We start from the raw sequence: 16,442 nt of genomic DNA on the forward strand, positions 1-16,442 counted from the left end.
CCGGACCCGCTCAGAGCGTGACGCTCGTCCCCACCAGGACGAGGTCCGACGTGTGCGACCCGGCCGCGCCGACGTCGTCGGGCCGCTGGACGAAGCCCGGCAGGTCCTCGAGACCGCCGCCGGCGACCACGACTCGCAGGTCGAGGTCCTGCCCGGCGGGCACCGCCACCGTCGCCTCGACGCCGTCCGGCCCGGGCGCGTAGTACCGGGTGTCCAGGACGGCGTCGTCGGCCACCGGGACCTCGCGTCCGGCGAGCGTCGCCGACGTGACGCCCTCCGCGTCGAGCTCGACGTACCGCAGGGCGTCGGCCGTCCCGATCGGCGCGCCCTCACCGGGCCGGACGGCCAGGGTCAGCACGCGCTCGTCACCGGACGTCTCGTCGGACACGACCTCGACCACCGGCGCGGGCAGGTCCGCGGCCTCGGCGGGCCCCGCCCACACGTCCTCGCCGAACATCGGGAACGAGGCGGACAGGTCCTGCTGCGCGTCGACGTACTGTGCGGTCCAGTCGCTCGGGCTGACCTCGTCGGACACCCAGTGCGCCTCCCCGCGGTCCGCGTCGACCGCGTACGCCAGCCTCGTCGGCTCGGGGTGCTCGGCGTCGAACGGGTCGGTGACGAACCCGACCAGCAGCGCGACCACGGCGAGCGCCCCGGCGCCACCCACCGTCCAGCCGCCGACGCGTCGCGTGCGTGGCAGCAGCACGGCCAGCACCGGGACGAGCGCGAGACCGAGGAGCACGGCCACGACGGCCGGTGCAGCACCGGTCGCGAGCCCCAGCGCAGGGAAGAAGAGCAGCACGATCGGCGCGAGGACGAGCACCCCGACGCCCGCACCCAGCGTCACGACGACGCGTCGGGCCGCCTGGCCCCGAGCGACCGTGAGCGCCAGGATCCCTGCCACCGCACCCGCGAGCGCCGGCAGGGTGGCGAGGTACGAGCCGCCGGGCGTGAACGCTGCGAGCGCCAGGCCGAGCACGGCGAGCCACCCGAGCGCGCCGACGGCGAGCGGTACCGCGCCCACCCGTCGCCGCAGGCCCACGAACCACCCGAGCAGCACGGTCGCGACGATCCCGAGCAGGGCGACGCGGAAGCTCCACGGCCGCCACGGGTCGAGCATCTCGTCGTAGCCCGGCCGCACGGCGACCATGACCCACCACAGGGCCACCGAACCCAGCACGGCACCGGCGAGCGGGATCACCCCCGAGACGAGACCGAGCACCAGCCGGCCCGCGCCGACGCGCTCGCCCAGCACCTCGCGCCGTCGGGCCACGAGCACCCCGAGCGCGCCGACCGCGACGAGCGCCAGACCCGCGAGCGGCCACACGAGCCGGCCCGGGTACCGGGCGAGGGCACCGCCGGGCAGCGGGAAGTACGTCGCGTCGTACGCCGCGGGCTCGGCGAGCGCGGCGGCGTCGGCGTCCCCGAGCTCGCGGACCAGCGCGAGCATGTTCGAGCCGTGGTGCTGCAGGCTCGCGAGCGACATCCGCCCGGGCGTGTCCTGCGGCGCGTGGTAGGTGGCCGACCCGTCGATGTACGCGGCGTTGAGGCCCGTGAAGCGACCCTCCGGGTCGTCGAGGAACGGCGAGAAGTCGGTGTCGTTCGGCAGGATCCGGTACACCTCGACGGCGAGCGAGCTGCCCACCGGGTAGGGCACGGACGCGTACGCGTCCACGAGCGCGGCGTTGCCGTCGGACGTCTCGAACATGATCGCCGGCCCCGACGAGCCGCGAGCCTCGACGTTCAGGACGACGCCGCCGCCCGCGGCCCGGGGGTCGGCGTCGGCGAAGGCCTCGGCCCCGCACAGGCACGCCTCCTCCGCATCGGTGAAGACGAGCACGACGTCGTTGCGCAGCGCCGGTCCCTCGCGCAGCGCTCGCGCGGTCTCGAGCAGGGTCGACACGCCCGCGCCGTCGTCGTTGGCGCCGTGGGAGACCTCGGCCGAGTCGTAGTGCGCGACGAGGAAGATCGGACCGGTCGAGCTCGTGCCCTCGACCGTGGCGACGACGTTCGTCGTGGTCGCGACCCGGCTCTGGCCGCCGAGCCGGCCCGACATCCCGACGCCGTCGACCACGTCGGGTTCGAGCCCGAGGCCCCGGAGGTCCGCCTCGATCAGGTCCCGGACCTGGCGCGCGGCGCCCGTCCCGTGCGGGTGGACCTCGGTGCCGACCGCCTCGACGGTCGTGAACGCGCGCCCGGCGCTGAACTCGTCGGCCGGGGCGTCCGCACCGCGCGGGGCCGGCGGCAGGACCGCCCACACCGAGAGGACCGTCAGGGCAGCGAGGAAGAGGGTGCACGCGAGCGTCGTCACCCGCGAACGTGTCGTGGTCACCCGCGGCACGCTAGACCTGCCCCGCGGACGAGACCCAATCGAGACCGTCGCCGGCGAACCCGATCGTTCATGCACCGCACCCTCCGGGTTCACCGGACGTCGACGCGGCCGTGACCTGCGCCGCCTAACGTCCCTGGGCATGCCCTCGACCACGCGACCGCTGCGCCTGCTGCACCTCGACCTCAAGACCGTCTACAGCTACGGCGACCAGCTGTTGTTCGAGCTCGTCCGCCACACCTTCAACGGGTACGGCGGTGGGTCGCTGTTCGACCTCACGGCGAGCCACCCGTTCCGGGAGCCGGCGACCCGCGCCTGGGTCGACCGTGTCAACGACACCTTCGACGGCGTCGTGATCGGCGGGGGTGGCATCTTCCCGCGTCGTACCAACGCCGCGAGGTCCTCGGGGTGGCAGTGGGACATCCGCACCGAGCTGCTCGAGCGCCTGCGGGTCCCGATCGTGGTGTTCGGCGCCGGTAACCCGCCGGTCTACGACCCGGACGACCACAACCCCGTCTTCCGCCGCCACATCAACGCGACGGTCCGCCGGTCGGTGTTCGTCGGCCTGCGCAGCACGGGCGCCGCAGACTCCTTGCGCGCCTACCTCGACGACCCGCAGGACGCACCGGTCACGGTGCAGCCGTGCCCGACGACGATCGGTCGGCACCTGCTGCCGTCGCTCGCCGCGGGGCCCGACGACGGCGTGCGCCGTCTCGGTCTCCAGCTCGGTCTCGAGGGCGCGCACGTCGAGAGCGGGCTGCGCCCCCAGGACGTCTTCCCCCGGTACGTCGCACTCGTGCGAGCCCTGCAGGAGGACGGGTGGGACGTCGAGATGGTCGCCCACAAGCGCACCGACGCCGCGTTCCACCGCGCGCACGGTGCCGAGCTGGGCATCCCTCTGAAGCGCCTGTACGGGTCGCCCGACGTCCTGTTCCGCGGCGTGCAGGACTATGCGCGCTACCCGATCGTGCTCGGCGCACGCGGACACTCCCAGATGATCCCCTTCGGTCTCGGCAACGTCCCGCTCTCGCTCTCCACGAACGACAAGATCCGCTACTTCGCCCGGGAGATCGGGCACCCCGAGCTCCTCGTCGACCCCTGGGCGGACGACCTGACCGATCGTGCGCTCGCCGCCGTGCACCGTGCCGACTCCGACCTCGGCGCGCTGCGGGCAGACCTCGCCGGCACGCAGGAACGGTTCGTGCGGACCACGACGGACAACCTCGCGCAGATCTACGAGCGCATCTCCGGTCGCCCGGTCGACGCCGGCATCGAGCCGTACTCCGCGCGCGAGCTGCGCCTGGCCGAGGCGTCGTACGCCGCGGACTACGCACGCCGCGAGCTCGCCGCCGACCTCGCCCACGAGCGCGCCGGAGGCGGGACGCCGCGCCCCGAGGGCACGGCTGCGGCCGCTCGGACGGGCTCGGACCGGCCCGCCACGAAAGGCCCCGCGACGGCGTCGACCTCCTCGAGCGCACGTCCCGCGAGCTCGTCGCTGCGGCGCGTGGTCTCCGGTGCCCGCCGGCGCGCCGCCCGGCTCCTGAGCTGACCGCCGTGCGGCGGCGGCGACAGTCCGTACGCTCGGGAGCATGACGAGCGAGGACTCCGCACAGGACGGGCACGACGAGCACGAGCGCGGCGGGACGTACTCCGTCCCGGGCAAGGAGTTCACGCGCGACACCCGGTACATCACGACGCGGATCACCGCGGACGGGCGCGACGGGTTCGCCGTCGAGCCCGGCCGGTACCGCCTCGTCGCCGCCCGCGCGTGCCCGTGGGCGAACCGCGCGATCATCGTCCGCCGCCTGCTGGGCCTGGAGGACGTGCTGTCGATGGGGCTCGCGGGGCCCACGCACGACGAGCGCTCGTGGACGTTCGACCTGGACCCGGGCGGGCGCGACCCGGTCCTCGGCATCGAGCGCATCCAGGAGGCCTACCTCGCACGCGACCCGCACTACCCGCGCGGGATCACGGTCCCGGCGATCGTCGACACGACGACGGGCGCGGTCGTGACGAACGACTTCGCGCAGATCACCCTCGACCTGTCGACGCAGTGGCGCGCGTTCCACCGCGAGGGCGCCCCGGACCTCCTCCCGTCCGAGCACCGGGACGAGCTCGAGGAGGTCATGCGGCACGTGTACACCGAGGTCAACAACGGCGTGTACCGCTGCGGCTTCGCGGGGTCGCAGGACGCCTACGACGCCGCGTACGTGCGGCTGTGGGACGCGCTCGACGCGCTCGAGGCGCGCCTCGCGGGTCGACGCTACCTGGTGGGCGACACGCTGACCGAGGCCGACGTCCGCCTGTTCACCACGCTCGTGCGCTTCGACGCCGTCTACCACGGGCACTTCAAGTGCAACCGCCAGAAGCTCACCGAGCTCCCGGCTCTGTGGGGCTACGCGCGCGACCTGTTCCAGACCCCCGGCTTCGGCGACACGGTCGACTTCGCGCAGATCAAGCAGCACTACTACGTGGTGCACCGCGACCTGAACCCGTCGGGCATCGTCCCGGCCGGTCCCGACCTCGCCGGCTGGCTCACCCCGCACGGCCGCGAGTCGCTGGGTGGTCGCCCGTGGGGCGACGGGTCTCCGCCCGGACCGGTGCCCGACGCCGAGCGCGTCCCGGCCGGCCACGGCCCGCCGGCACGCTCGGCTGACGCAGCGGGTACTCTCCGCGCATGACTCTCCTCACCGTCCAGGGCCGGGCGACCCAGCACCACCCTGCCGAACGGGGCACGCTGCGCCTCCAGGTCAAGCTGGTCGGTGCCGACCGGTCGGCGGTGCTCGACCAGGCGACGGGGCTCCACGGCCGGCTGGTCGCGCAGGCACGGTCGTTCGCCCAGGACGGCAGCGCGACCTGGTGGGGCAGCGAGAGCGTCGTCGCGTGGTCGTTCGTCCAGTGGGTCAAGCCGCACCCCGACCAGGAGCAGGTCCGCGTCACCCGCTTCCGGGCAGGAGCAGACCTCCGGGTCAAGTTCCGTGACTTCGGCGCGCTCTCCCGCTGGGCGGCCGACGCCGCCACGCTGCACGGCGTCGAGATCGCGGGCGTGGACTGGGCGCTCACTCAGGCACGGCGCGACGCCGTCGTCCGCGAGGTGCGGACCGCCGCGACGCAGGACGCGGTCGAGCGCGCCCGCGCGTACGCCACGGCTCTGGGGCACGACGACGTGCACGCCGTCGCGTTGTACGAGCAGGGGCTGCGCCCCCACGTGGGAGGCGGGGACCAGGCCGTGACGGTCGGGCTGCGGGGAGCCGCGGCAGGCAGCTCGGCCGGCTCCACCGGCTTCGAGATGCGTCCCGAGGACATCGAGGTCGCGGCCTCGGTCACCGCGGACTTCGAGACGCTCTGAGGACCACGTTCCGGCTCGGCGAACCACCCCCGCGCTAAGGTCTGCGGGTGACCTCACCGACCCTGGACCGCGGTTCGGCCCCCGCCACCCGCACGCTCGTGACCCTCGCCGCCGGTGTGGTGGTCCTCGCCGGGGTGTGGGCGGCAGCCGACGTCCTCGCCCCGATCCTGCTCGCCGCGGTGATCGTCATCATCTGCCACCCGGTGCGCTTCCCCCTCGAGGCCCGCGGCTGGCCGCGGTGGGCCGCGACGACGGCCGTCATCGTCGTCGCGTACCTCATCCTCGCCGCGCTCCTCGCGATGCTCGTGTTCGCCGGGTTCCAGTTCGCCGGGCTCGTACGCGACTACCTGCCGGAGCTCCAGGAATCGGTGACGGACGCCATCGCGCAGCTCGCGACCCTGGGGATCGACACGGACGTCGCCGACGCCGTGTCGAACTGGCTCGAGCCGTCGCGCGTGCTCGCGCTCGCGGGCGACGTGAGCGGCATCGTCATCGGCATCGCCACCGCGCTGTTCTTCGTGCTCGCCTACGCGATCTTCATGGCCGCGGACGCCGCGCGGTACTCCACCGCGACGTCGGTGTTCGGTGCGGGGCGCGCCGGTGAGATCGACCGCGCGAGCCGGTTCAGCTCGGGCGTCCGCCGCTACTACGTCGTCAACGCGACGTTCGGCGCGATCGTCGCGATCGTCGACGGCGTGGCGCTCTGGATGCTCGGCGTGCCGGCGCCGGTCGTGTGGGCGATCCTCGCCTTCGTCACCAACTTCATCCCCAACGTCGGCTTCGTCCTGGGGCTGATCCCGCCGACGATCATGGCTTTCGTCGTCGGTGGCTGGCCCCTCGCCCTGGCGGTGATCGCGCTCTACTGCGTCGTCAACGTCGTGCTGCAGGTCCTGGTGCAGCCCAAGTTCGTCTCGGACGCGGTCAGCCTCAGCCTCACCCTCAGCTTCGTGTCGGTCGTGTTCTGGACCTTCGTCGTCGGACCGCTGGGCGCGATCCTCTCGATCCCCCTGACGCTGCTCGTGCGCGCGGTCCTGCTCGAGGGCGACCCCCGCTCGAGCTGGCTGCGGTGGCTGTCCGGGGACACGGTGCGTCCCGACACCGACACCGACCCTGCCCAGGCCGGGGTCCTCGCACCGACGGACACGGGCCCGGGGGCCGGGTCGGACGACGACGCCGACGACGGGCGCGAGACGGACCCCGACCGCGACGAACCTGCGACGACCTCTCGCCAGGGTCCGGACCCGGACGTAGCCTGAGAACGGGCGGGGCGTCCTCGCGGCGACCACCGCCGACCCGGCGAACGTCCCAGGAGGCATCGTGGCGCACGGAGACATCACGCACATCGACATCCCGGTCAGCGACACCGGACGGGCCACGCAGTTCTACGCCGGCCTCTTCGGGTGGCAGATCGCCGAGGTCCCCGGCTTCGAGGGGTACCCGATGTGGCAGGCACCGAACAAGATCAGCGGGGGCGGGCTCGCGCCCCGGTCCGACGGGTTCTCGAGCCCGCGCAGCTACGTCGAGGTCGACTCCATCGAGGACTCGCTCGAGAAGGTCACCGAGCTCGGCGGGAAGGTCGTCATGGGGAAGGAACCGATCAGCCCGACGAGCTGGTGGGCGATCTTCGAGGACGTCGACGGCAACCAGATCGGCCTCTACGAGGGCACGACGGACGCCGGCTGACCGCGCAGCGCCGCGGGATCGCCCGCCGACTCGCCGACTGGCCCGTCACCGTCCGTGCAGCACGCGACCGTCGGGGTCACCCGGACGCTGTGGCCGCAGCGCGGGCGGTGGCGGCCACGGGAGTGCGTACCGTTCGACCGGGACGTCGATCGCGCCGAAGTCGTCGGTCTGCACGACCACCCCGTCCGGCGTGACCTCGACGAGACGGACCCGCAGCGGGTCCGCGTCCTCGCGCTCGAGCATCCACACCTCGGCGAGCCACGCGAGCGAGGAGGCGTCGAGCGCCTCCTCCGCCGCGAGCCAGTCGACCGGACCGGTCAGCTCGTGCCCGAGCAGGTTCAGCGCGACCCAGTCGTCGCCCGCGGGGCGGATCCAGCCGACGTGCTCGCGGTCGTCCGGGCGGCGGTGAGGGATCCAGTCGGTGGGGAGCATCCCGCCAGGGTAGGGGCCGCTCCGTCTCGAGACACAGGTCATATCTCGTCGGGCACGGGGACCTCGTCGCGCTTCGCGTCCCGGTAGCCCTCGGCGTAGCCGTCGCGGAGACCGACCTCGTAGCTCTCCTCCGAGTCGTCCTCCGTGCCGTCGGCGAACCCGCGGGCGTACGCCTCCGCCGTACCCTCCCGGAACATGTCGTCGCTCCCGGCACGCACGAGCGTGCGCGCGCCGGGACCGTCCTGCGTCCCGACGTACCGCTCGAGCCCGCGCACGACGGCCACCGGACGCCCCGCAGTCTTGCCGCGCACCAGCTCGGCGGCGGACGCGATCTCGTCCGCGACGGCGGTGACCGTCGCGGTCAGCGCACGCCCGTGCGTGTCGGTCCCGCCGCGCAGGTCCTCGACCACCACGAGGCCGGCCGCCCCGATCGCGATGTCCACGAGGCCGTCGCGCCACGCGCGACCGGCCGTATCCGTCACGACGACGCCCAGCCGGTCGAGGCCGAACCGCTGCCGCAGCGCGGCGCGCAGCGTCCGCGCGGTCGCGTCCGGGTCGACGGGAAGCAGCAGCACGGTGCCTTCGGGAGTGTTGGAGGCGTCGACGCCGGCCGCCGCCATGACCAGTCCGAGCCGGTTCTCCACGATGCGCAGCGGTGGCAGCCCCGGTCGTTCGCGCGTCGCGACGACCCGCACCGTCTCGCCCGTGATCGCCTGCTCGCGGTCCTCGGCCGCGACCGCACGCCCCTCGGCCTTGGACACCACCTTGCTCGTCACGACGACGACGTCGCCCTCGGTGAGCGACTCGCCCGCAGCGAGCGCGTCGCCCACCAGCGCGGCAAGGTCGTCACCGGGCCGGACCTCGCCGATGCCCGACGGCGCCCATGCGCTCAGCACGCCGCTCACCGGACCAGCTGGGGCAGGACGTCGCGACCGAAGACCTCGATCCACTCGCGCTGGTTACGGCCGACGTTGTGCAGGTAGATGCGGTCGAAGCCCAGGTCGACGTACTTCTGGATCGCGGCGCGGTGGGCGTCCGGGTCGGACGAGATCACCATGCGGCCCTCGAAGTCCTCGGGCCGCACCAGCTTGGCCATCTGCTCGAAGTCGTGGGGGGACCGGATGTCGGCCTTGGGGAACTTCATGCCGCCGTTGGGCCACTCGCGCATCGCGTTCGCCATGGCCTCCTCGTCCGTCGGAGCCCACGACAGGTGGACCTGCAGCACCTTCGGCATGTCCTGCGGGTCGCGGCCCGACTCGCGCACGCCGTCGTCGAACTTGCCGAACAGCATGGAGATCTTCTCCAGGGGCGCCCCCACCGTGATGAGCCCGTCCGCGTGCTTGCCCGCCCGCTTCGCGGTGATCGGTCCCGCGGTCGCGACGAGGATCTCCGGCGGCACCGGCGGCATCGTCCACAGCCGGGTGGACTCCATCTTGTAGAACTGCCCGGAGTGCTTGACGTCCTTGCCCGCGAGCGACGCGGCGAACAGCTTCTTGATGACGTCGATGGCCTCGAACATGCGGTTGATGCGCTCCGGCGCCTCCGGCCAGTATCCCGCGACCACGTGCTCGTTGAGCGCCTCGCCGGACCCGAGACCCAGCCAGTGCCGACCGGGGTACATCGCCGCGAGCGTCGCGGAGGCCTGCGCGACCATCGCGGGATGCCAGCGGAACGTCGGCGCCGTGACCCCCGGGCCGAGGTCCCCGCTCGTGCGCTCGCCCAGGGCGGTGAGCACGTTCCACACGAAGGACGACTGCCCCTGCTGCGGCACCCAGGGCTGGAAGTGGTCGGCCGCCATGGTTCCGGAGAAGCCGTGCTGCTCCGCATGGGCGGCCAGCTCGACGGCCTCGGTCGGGTGGAACTGCTCGAGCATCGCGGCGTAGCCGACGGTCAGGTCTGCGGACATGCTCCCGAGCCTATGCCGCGATCACGAGACGGGCGTCCCGCGCCCCTCCCGGATCTGGGAGAATGACCGACCATGAGCGACTTCCCGACGAACGCGCCGACCGGTGCGACCGATGACCTGCACGCCACGACCACCGCGACCGGCACGGTAGCCGGCGAGGTCGTCCGCGCGGTGGTCACGGGAGTACCGGACCGGGTCAGCACCGACGGGCTCGAGGCCAAGTACGACGCCCTCTGGGCGGAGCAGGGCACGTACGCGTTCGACCGGACGCGCACGCGCGAGCAGGTGTTCTCGATCGACACGCCGCCGCCGACCGTCTCCGGCTCCCTGCACGTGGGACACGTGTTCTCCTACACGCACACCGACGTCGTCGCCCGCTACCGCCGCATGCGCGGGCTCGAGGTCTTCTACCCGATGGGCTGGGACGACAACGGCCTGCCCACCGAGCGCCGCGTGCAGAACTACTACGGCGTGCGGTGCGACCCGACGCTCGCCTACGTGGAGGGCTTCGAGCCGCCGCAGGTGGGCGGCGAGGGCAAGTCCGTCAAGGCGGCGGACCAGGTCCCGGTGAGCCGACGCAACTTCATCGAGCTGTGCGAGCGGCTGACCTCCGAGGACGAGAAGCAGTTCGAGGCCCTGTGGCGTCGGCTCGGCCTGTCCGTCGACTGGGCCCAGCACTATCAGACGATCGACGCCCGCTCGCGCACGGCGGCCCAGCGCGCGTTCGTGCGCAACCTCGCGCGCGGCGAGGCCTACCAGGCCGAGGCGCCGGGGCTGTGGGACGTCACGTTCCAGACGGCGGTCGCGCAGGCCGAGCTCGAGGCGCGTGACTACCCGGGACACTTCCACAAGGTCGCCTTCCACCGCGGTGCCGCCGGCGACGGCACGGTGCCGGCGGAGAAGGTCTTCATCGAGACGACGCGCCCCGAGCTGCTCGCGGCGTGCGTCGCCCTGATCGCCCACCCGGACGACGAGCGCTACCAGCACCTCTTCGGCACCACCGTGCGCTCTCCGCTGTTCGACGTCGAGGTGCCCGTCCTCGCGCACCCCGCAGCCGAGCCCGACAAGGGCGCCGGCATCGCGATGTGCTGCACGTTCGGCGACCTCACGGACGTGCAGTGGTGGCGCGAGCTGCAGCTCCCCACGCGGTCCATCATCCAGCGCGACGGGCGCCTGGTCCGCGAGACACCGGACTGGATCACCGCCGAGAGCGGCCGCGCGGTCTTCGCCGAGATCACCGGCAAGACGACGTTCTCCGCGCGGCAGGTCGTCGTCGACGGCCTCCGGGAGTCGGGCGACCTGGACGGCGAGCCCGTGGCCACCCAGCGCAAGGCCAACTTCTTCGAGAAGGGCGACAAGCCGCTCGAGATCGTCACCTCTCGCCAGTGGTACGTCCGCAACGGGGGGCGTGACTGGACGCGGCCGGGCGTGACGAGCGACCTGCGCACCGAGCTGCTCACGCGCGGGACCGAGCTCGAGTTCCACCCCGACTTCATGCGCGTGCGCTACGAGAACTGGGTCGGCGGCCTCAACGGCGACTGGCTCGTCTCGCGCCAGCGGTTCTTCGGCGTGGCGATCCCGCTGTGGTACCCCGTGCTCGAGGACGGCACCGTGGACCACGGCCACCCCCTGGTTCCCTCCGAAGACGTCCTGCCCGTCGACCCGTCGTCCGACGTCCCCGCGGGGTACACGGCGGACCAGCGGGGCGAGCCGGGCGGCTTCGTCGGCGAGAACGACATCATGGACACCTGGGCCACGTCGTCCCTGACCCCTCAGATCGCGGGGGGCTGGGAGGTCGACCCCGACCTGTTCGAGCGGGTGTTCCCCATGGACCTGCGCCCCCAGGGCCAGGACATCATCCGCACGTGGCTCTTCTCGACCGTGGTGCGCTCGCACCTCGAGTTCGGGACGCTGCCCTGGAAGAACGCGGCGATCTCGGGCTGGATCCTCGACCCCGACCGCAAGAAGATGTCGAAGTCCAAGGGCAACGTCGTCACACCCATGGGCCTGCTCGAGGAGCACGGGTCCGACGCCGTGCGCTACTGGGCCGCCTCGGCGCGCCTCGGGACCGACGCGGCGTTCGAGGTCGGGCAGATGAAGATCGGCCGCCGCCTCGCCATCAAGATCCTCAACGCGTCGAAGTTCGCGCTCTCGTTCGGCCTCGACGCCGAGTCGGGCACCGGGGAGATCGTCCTCGACCCGGCGCACGTCACGCAGACGCTCGACCGGGCGATGCTCGCCGGGCTCGCGGACGTCGTCGAGAGGGCCACCGCGGCGCTCGAGTCCTACGACCACACGCGCGCGCTCGAGATCACCGAGACCTTCTTCTGGACGTTCTGCGACGACTACCTCGAGCTCGTCAAGGATCGCGCCTACGGGGCCGGGGCCACCGCGTCCGACGTCTCCGACGAGACGCGCTCCGCACGGGCCGCGCTCGCGATCGCGCTCGACACGCTCCTGCGCCTCTTCGCCCCGTTCGTGCCGTTCGCGACGGAAGAGGTCTGGTCGTGGTGGCGTGCGTCCGAGGGCTCGATCCACCGCGTCGCCTGGCCCGTGCCCGACGCCGCCCGCGCCGCCGCGCAGGGCGCCGACCCCGCCGTGCTCGCGTCCGCAGGGCACGCGCTCGCCGCGCTGCGCAAGGTCAAGTCGGCCGCGAAGGTCTCGATGCGCACCCCGATCCTCGCCGCGAACGTCGCCGTCCCTGCCGTCTCGCTGGCAGGGGTCCAGGCCGCGGTCGTCGACGTCCGCAACGGCGGGCGCGTCACCGGCACGCTCGAGCTCGTCGAGGCGGCCGAGGGCCAGGGCGACGCAGCCGTCCAGGGTGGGATCGTCGTCGTGGCCTGCGAGCTGGGAGAGCCCGAGGCACGTCGCAAGGCGTAGGAGCGGCATGACGAGAGCCGCCCCGGCCGCTGTTCGGGCGGGGCGGCTCTCGTCGTGCTCACGCGGTCAGATGACCTCACCGCGCAGGCGCGCGTCGTCCCCCGACATGGTCGCCGCGACCTCGCGAGGTGTCCCCTCGTCGGTCCAACGCAGAGTCGCCCCGACGCCCTCGATCAGCTCGACGCTCCCCTCGGGTGCGAAGGTCAGCCCGGCGTCCTGACCGATCGCCGCCCGCACGAGCGCGACCGTCGCCGGCAGCTCCTCGATGCTCTCGCTCACCCCGAGGTCGCGGAGCTGCGCCTTGGAGACCGCGATGTGCAGCGGGCTCGGCCCGATCCACAGCGTCCGGCTGTCGAGCTCGGAGTCCTGCCCGTACTCGTCCGCCAGGACGAGCTCGGTGACCTGACCGCGGGAGAGCACGGTCGCGACGTCGTCCACCGACGTGACGGCGCCCGACTCCCGGCCCTGCTCCTGCCGGAACTCTGCCAGCACCTTCTCGCGCCGTCGCTCGCGAAAGCTGTCGAGCGCGTCGCTGACGTTCGCCTCGAACGCGGCGGTGTTGATGCCCGCTCCGCGGCCTCCCCCGGGCACCTCGACGACGAGGTCCTCGACGTTCTTGTTCAGCGCGCCGCGCACGAGGGGCACCGCGCGCACGTCCCCGGTCAACAGGACCAGCTCGGGGCGGAGGTCGGCCGCCTGGCGCTCGAGCTCGGTCGCGACCGCTTCCGCGTTGCGCTCCCACGAGTCCTCGGCCCGCGCCTCGATCCGCTTGTGCGACAGGCCGCCGGTGCGGACCTTGTTGATGACGTCGTGGCCACCCTCGACGCTCTCCGCCTCCTGGTACGGCAGGTGGCCCCCGGCGACGGACCACGTGAGGTCGGCGCCCTGCCGGTCCACGACGACCCGCACGTAGTCCACGGACTCGTCCGCGGCTCGCGCCGCCTGCAGCAGGGCCGGGACGTGGCTCCACGTCCCCTTGGTCTGGGCGGGCGGGTCCTTGAGGACCCGGTCGACGAGGATTCCCCCGTCGTCCGCGATCAGCACGCGCCCGTGCGTACCGGGAACGCGCGTGGGGCGCAGGACCGCGTCCTCCACGGCGTCGAGCACGGCGTCGGGCGCGCCGTCGTGGTGGAGCTGACGACGCACGCCCTTCCACCTGTTCTCGACCTCCCGGTCGCCGGCCTCGTTGGCACGCGTCGCGTCGATGTAGACGGTGGCGAAGGGGCCCGGGTGGCCGAGCAGAGGCTTGAGCCAGTCGATCTTCATGCGAACACCTCGAGACGTCCGTCGGCTGGGGCGGAGATGCTTCCCGCCCTCGGTCCGTCCCAGCGTCCGTCATCACGGGTGCGGTCGCCACCGCGCGGCCGACGGTTCGCCACGAGCGGATCAGGAGTACGTGTCCAGCACGGGCGGGCCGTCGCCCGACGCCGCGTGCTCGGCAGCGATGATCTCGTGGTGCCGGATGACCTCTCCGACGATGAACTCGCGGAACTTCTCGGCGAACTCCGGATCGAGGCCGGAGGCGTCCGCGATCTGCGTCAGGCGCGCGATCTGCTGGCGGTCCCGCTCGGGGTCCGCGGCGGGGAGGCCGCCCTCGGCCTTGAGCTGACCGACCCGTCGGGTGCACGTGAACCGCTCGGCGAGCAGGTGCACGAGGGCTGCATCGATGTTGTCGATGCTGCGCCGCAGGGTCAGGATCTCGGGTGGGACAGGGTTGTCTCTCGTCACGGTCCGATCGTAGGCGCGAGCACGGTCGCGACGGACCACGCGCGGTAGGGTGCACGCAGTCCCAGCCGATCGTCCCGCACCGGAGACCGCCCATGACGGAACACGCGACACCGAGCCTCGTCGAGGTCGGTCCGTCCGCGACCATCAGCACGCTCCTCACCGACCGTGTCGCACGCGCGGGCTCCGAGCCGATGATCGAGTACCGCGCTGCGCAGGACGGCCCGTGGTCGTCGCTCACGGTCCAGGAGTTCGCGGACGACGTCGTCGCGGTGGCGCGAGGGCTCGTCGCGAGAGGGCTCGAGGCGGGCGATCTCGTCGCGATCATGTCGCACACCCGCTACGAGTGGACCCTTCTCGACCTGGCCCTGTGGTCGGTCGGCGCGGTCCCGGTCCCCGTGTACGAGACCTCGTCAGCGGAGCAGGTGCACTGGATCTGCTCCGACGCCGGCGTGCGGTGGGCGATCGTCGAGAACGCGGAGCTCGCGGCGACCGTGGGTTCGGTCCGCGACCGGCTGTCAGGTCTCGAGGACGTCCTCGTCATCGACGACGGCGCGGTCGACGGGCTGCGCACGGCGGGTGCCGACGTACCCGTGGTCGAGGTGGAGCGTCGTCGCGCCGCCCAGCACGCCGACGACCTCGCGACCGTCGTCTACACCTCGGGCTCGACGGGACGTCCCAAGGGGGTCGAGCTCACCCACCGCAACTTCGTCCATCTCGCGCTCAACGCTCGCGCGGGACTCGCCGAGGTGGTCGACGCCCCGGGTGCGCGGACGTTGCTGTTCCTGCCGCTCGCCCACGTGTTCGCGCGCCTGATCCAGGTCGTCGTCGTCGCGTCCGACGCCGTGCTCGCCCTCAGCTCGGACACGAAGCACCTGGTGCGCACCCTCGGCGAGGTGCGTCCTACCTTCCTGCTCGCGGTCCCACGCGTGTTCGAGAAGGTCTACAACGGCGCCGAGCAGTCGGCTGCCGGGCGTGGGCAGCGGCAGGTGTTCCGCTGGGCGGCGAAGGTCGCCATCACCTACTCGCGCGCGCTGGACACGCACGGCGGTCCGTCGCTGCTCCTGCGGTTCCAGCACGGTGTCGCGGAGTCGCTCGTCTACCGCACCCTGCGCCATGCGATGGGCGGCCATCTCACGCACTCCATCTCCGGCGGCGCACCGCTGGGCGAACGGCTCGGGCACTTCTACCGTGGCGTCGGCCTCACCATCCTCGAGGGGTACGGCCTCACCGAGACCACGGCGCCGACGGCGGTGAACCTTCCCGGCCGCACGAAGATCGGCACGGTCGGCCCCGCCTTCCCGGGCACGGCACTGCGCGTCGACGACGACGGGGAGCTCTACGTCAAGGGCGACCACGTGTTCCGCGCGTACCGCAACCGGCCCGACCTCACGGCAGAGGTGCTGCAGGACGGATGGTTCCGCACCGGTGACCTGGGCGAGCTCGACGACGACGGCTACCTGCGCATCACGGGCCGCAAGAAGGAGCTCATCGTCACGGCCGGCGGCAAGAACGTGGCACCGGCGGTGCTCGAGGACAGGCTGCGCGGACACCCGGTGGTCAGCCAGGTCGTGGTGGTGGGCGACCAGCGTCCGTTCATCGGCGCGCTCGTCACGCTCGACGAGGAGATGCTCCCCGGGTGGCTCTCCTCGCACGGGCTGCCCGAGATGGACGTCGAGACCGCGGCGACGGACCCGGAGGTGCTCGCGGCCCTGGACCGCGCGGTCGCGCGTGCGAACGAGGCGGTCTCTCGTGCGGAGTCGATCCGCAAGATCACGGTCCTCACGACGGACTTCACCGAGCAGAACGGGTACCTCACGCCCTCGCTCAAGGTGAAGCGTGCCGCGGTCGTCACCGACTTCGCGAGCACGATCGACGAGCTCTACGGCTCCCACCTGCCCTCGGACGACTGACCTCCCACGCCGCGGGCTCGCGGCCCGGAGCCGGGGTACGGCCGCGACTCCCGGGTCGTACGCCGAGTGGTGGTCAGGCGGACTTCTCGCGTGGTGCGCGCGACCGTGCACCGGTGCTGCGCGGCACGATCGTGGGATTGACGTTGTCCAGCACGACCTCGCGCGAGATCACGACCCGCTCCACGTCATCACGCGACGGCACGTCGAACATCACCTGCTGCAGCA

General features: G+C 72.6%; 13 protein-coding genes and 1 pseudogene. 7 read left to right on the top strand and 7 right to left on the bottom strand.

Annotated elements, in window-relative coordinates:
- Positions 1–10: 10 nt before the first annotated feature.
- Entirely contained in the window at positions 11–2,332 is a 2,322-nt protein-coding gene (locus tag IF651_RS09735) for a M28 family peptidase (RefSeq protein WP_206715251.1), read from the bottom strand.
- Between the two features lie 139 nt (positions 2,333–2,471).
- Here IF651_RS09735 and IF651_RS09740 point away from each other — a divergent pair, with 139 nt between their 5' ends.
- The 5 genes from IF651_RS09740 to IF651_RS09760 all read left to right on the top strand — a co-directional run bounded on the left by IF651_RS09740 (position 2,472) and on the right by IF651_RS09760 (position 7,361).
- Complete coding sequence (locus IF651_RS09740; RefSeq protein WP_191828902.1) at positions 2,472–3,878, top strand: polysaccharide pyruvyl transferase family protein; 1,407 nt, start codon at positions 2,472–2,474, stop codon at positions 3,876–3,878.
- A 40-nt stretch (positions 3,879–3,918) separates the two neighbouring features.
- Entirely contained in the window at positions 3,919–5,010 is a 1,092-nt protein-coding gene (locus IF651_RS09745; RefSeq protein WP_191828903.1) for a glutathione S-transferase family protein, read from the top strand.
- The gene (locus tag IF651_RS09750; protein WP_191828904.1) at positions 5,007–5,678 is read left to right on the top strand and encodes an SIMPL domain-containing protein; all 672 of its coding nucleotides are present in this window, start codon (positions 5,007–5,009) and stop codon (positions 5,676–5,678) included. The genes IF651_RS09745 and IF651_RS09750 overlap by 4 nt, the downstream gene beginning before the upstream one ends.
- A 47-nt stretch (positions 5,679–5,725) precedes the next feature.
- On the top strand, positions 5,726–6,934 hold the full coding sequence (locus tag IF651_RS09755; protein ID WP_338403879.1) for an AI-2E family transporter: 1,209 nt from the start codon (positions 5,726–5,728) through the stop codon (positions 6,932–6,934).
- A 61-nt stretch (positions 6,935–6,995) separates the two neighbouring features.
- On the top strand, positions 6,996–7,361 hold the full coding sequence (locus IF651_RS09760) for a VOC family protein (RefSeq protein ID WP_191828905.1): 366 nt from the start codon (positions 6,996–6,998) through the stop codon (positions 7,359–7,361).
- A gap of 45 nt (positions 7,362–7,406) precedes the next feature.
- Here the strand turns inward: IF651_RS09760 and IF651_RS09765 are convergent, their stop codons facing one another.
- From IF651_RS09765 to IF651_RS09775, 3 genes are read right to left on the bottom strand one after another with little or no spacing between them, the layout of a single operon-like run.
- Positions 7,407–7,793, bottom strand: a complete 387-nt coding sequence (locus IF651_RS09765; RefSeq protein WP_191828906.1) for a hypothetical protein — start codon at positions 7,791–7,793, stop codon at positions 7,407–7,409.
- 38 nt (positions 7,794–7,831) lie between these two features.
- Entirely contained in the window at positions 7,832–8,698 is an 867-nt protein-coding gene (gene cofE, locus IF651_RS09770) for a coenzyme F420-0:L-glutamate ligase (protein WP_338403880.1), read from the bottom strand.
- Positions 8,695–9,699 (bottom strand): TIGR03557 family F420-dependent LLM class oxidoreductase, encoded by a 1,005-nt coding sequence (locus IF651_RS09775; RefSeq protein WP_191828907.1) that lies wholly within the window; start codon positions 9,697–9,699, stop codon positions 8,695–8,697. The genes cofE and IF651_RS09775 overlap by 4 nt, the downstream gene beginning before the upstream one ends.
- Positions 9,700–9,771: 72 nt before the next feature.
- Here IF651_RS09775 and valS point away from each other — a divergent pair, with 72 nt between their 5' ends.
- Positions 9,772–12,579 carry a valine--tRNA ligase gene (gene valS / locus IF651_RS09780; protein ID WP_191828908.1) on the top strand — a complete coding sequence of 936 codons (2,808 nt, stop codon included), beginning with the start codon at positions 9,772–9,774 and terminating at the stop codon, positions 12,577–12,579.
- A 66-nt stretch (positions 12,580–12,645) separates the two neighbouring features.
- On the opposite strand, the gene IF651_RS09785 is transcribed toward valS, so the two are convergent.
- Together IF651_RS09785 and IF651_RS09790 are read right to left on the bottom strand one after the other, a co-directional pair.
- Entirely contained in the window at positions 12,646–13,845 is a 1,200-nt protein-coding gene (locus IF651_RS09785) for a baeRF2 domain-containing protein (RefSeq protein ID WP_191828909.1), read from the bottom strand.
- A gap of 120 nt (positions 13,846–13,965) precedes the next feature.
- Positions 13,966–14,307 carry a chorismate mutase gene (locus IF651_RS09790; RefSeq protein ID WP_191828910.1) on the bottom strand — a complete coding sequence of 114 codons (342 nt, stop codon included), beginning with the start codon at positions 14,305–14,307 and terminating at the stop codon, positions 13,966–13,968.
- Positions 14,308–14,399: 92 nt separating this feature from the next.
- Here IF651_RS09790 and IF651_RS09795 point away from each other — a divergent pair, with 92 nt between their 5' ends.
- Positions 14,400–16,217, top strand: coding sequence for an AMP-dependent synthetase/ligase (locus IF651_RS09795; protein ID WP_191828911.1), 1,818 nt, complete (start codon positions 14,400–14,402; stop codon positions 16,215–16,217).
- A 73-nt stretch (positions 16,218–16,290) separates the two neighbouring features.
- Here the strand turns inward: IF651_RS09795 and IF651_RS17725 are convergent.
- A pseudogene (locus tag IF651_RS17725) lies at positions 16,291–16,442 on the bottom strand (ATP-dependent Clp protease ATP-binding subunit ClpX); the annotation flags it as partial.

This window comes from Cellulosimicrobium arenosum (assembly GCF_014837295.1).
GTDB classification, from domain to species: domain Bacteria; phylum Actinomycetota; class Actinomycetes; order Actinomycetales; family Cellulomonadaceae; genus Cellulosimicrobium; species Cellulosimicrobium arenosum.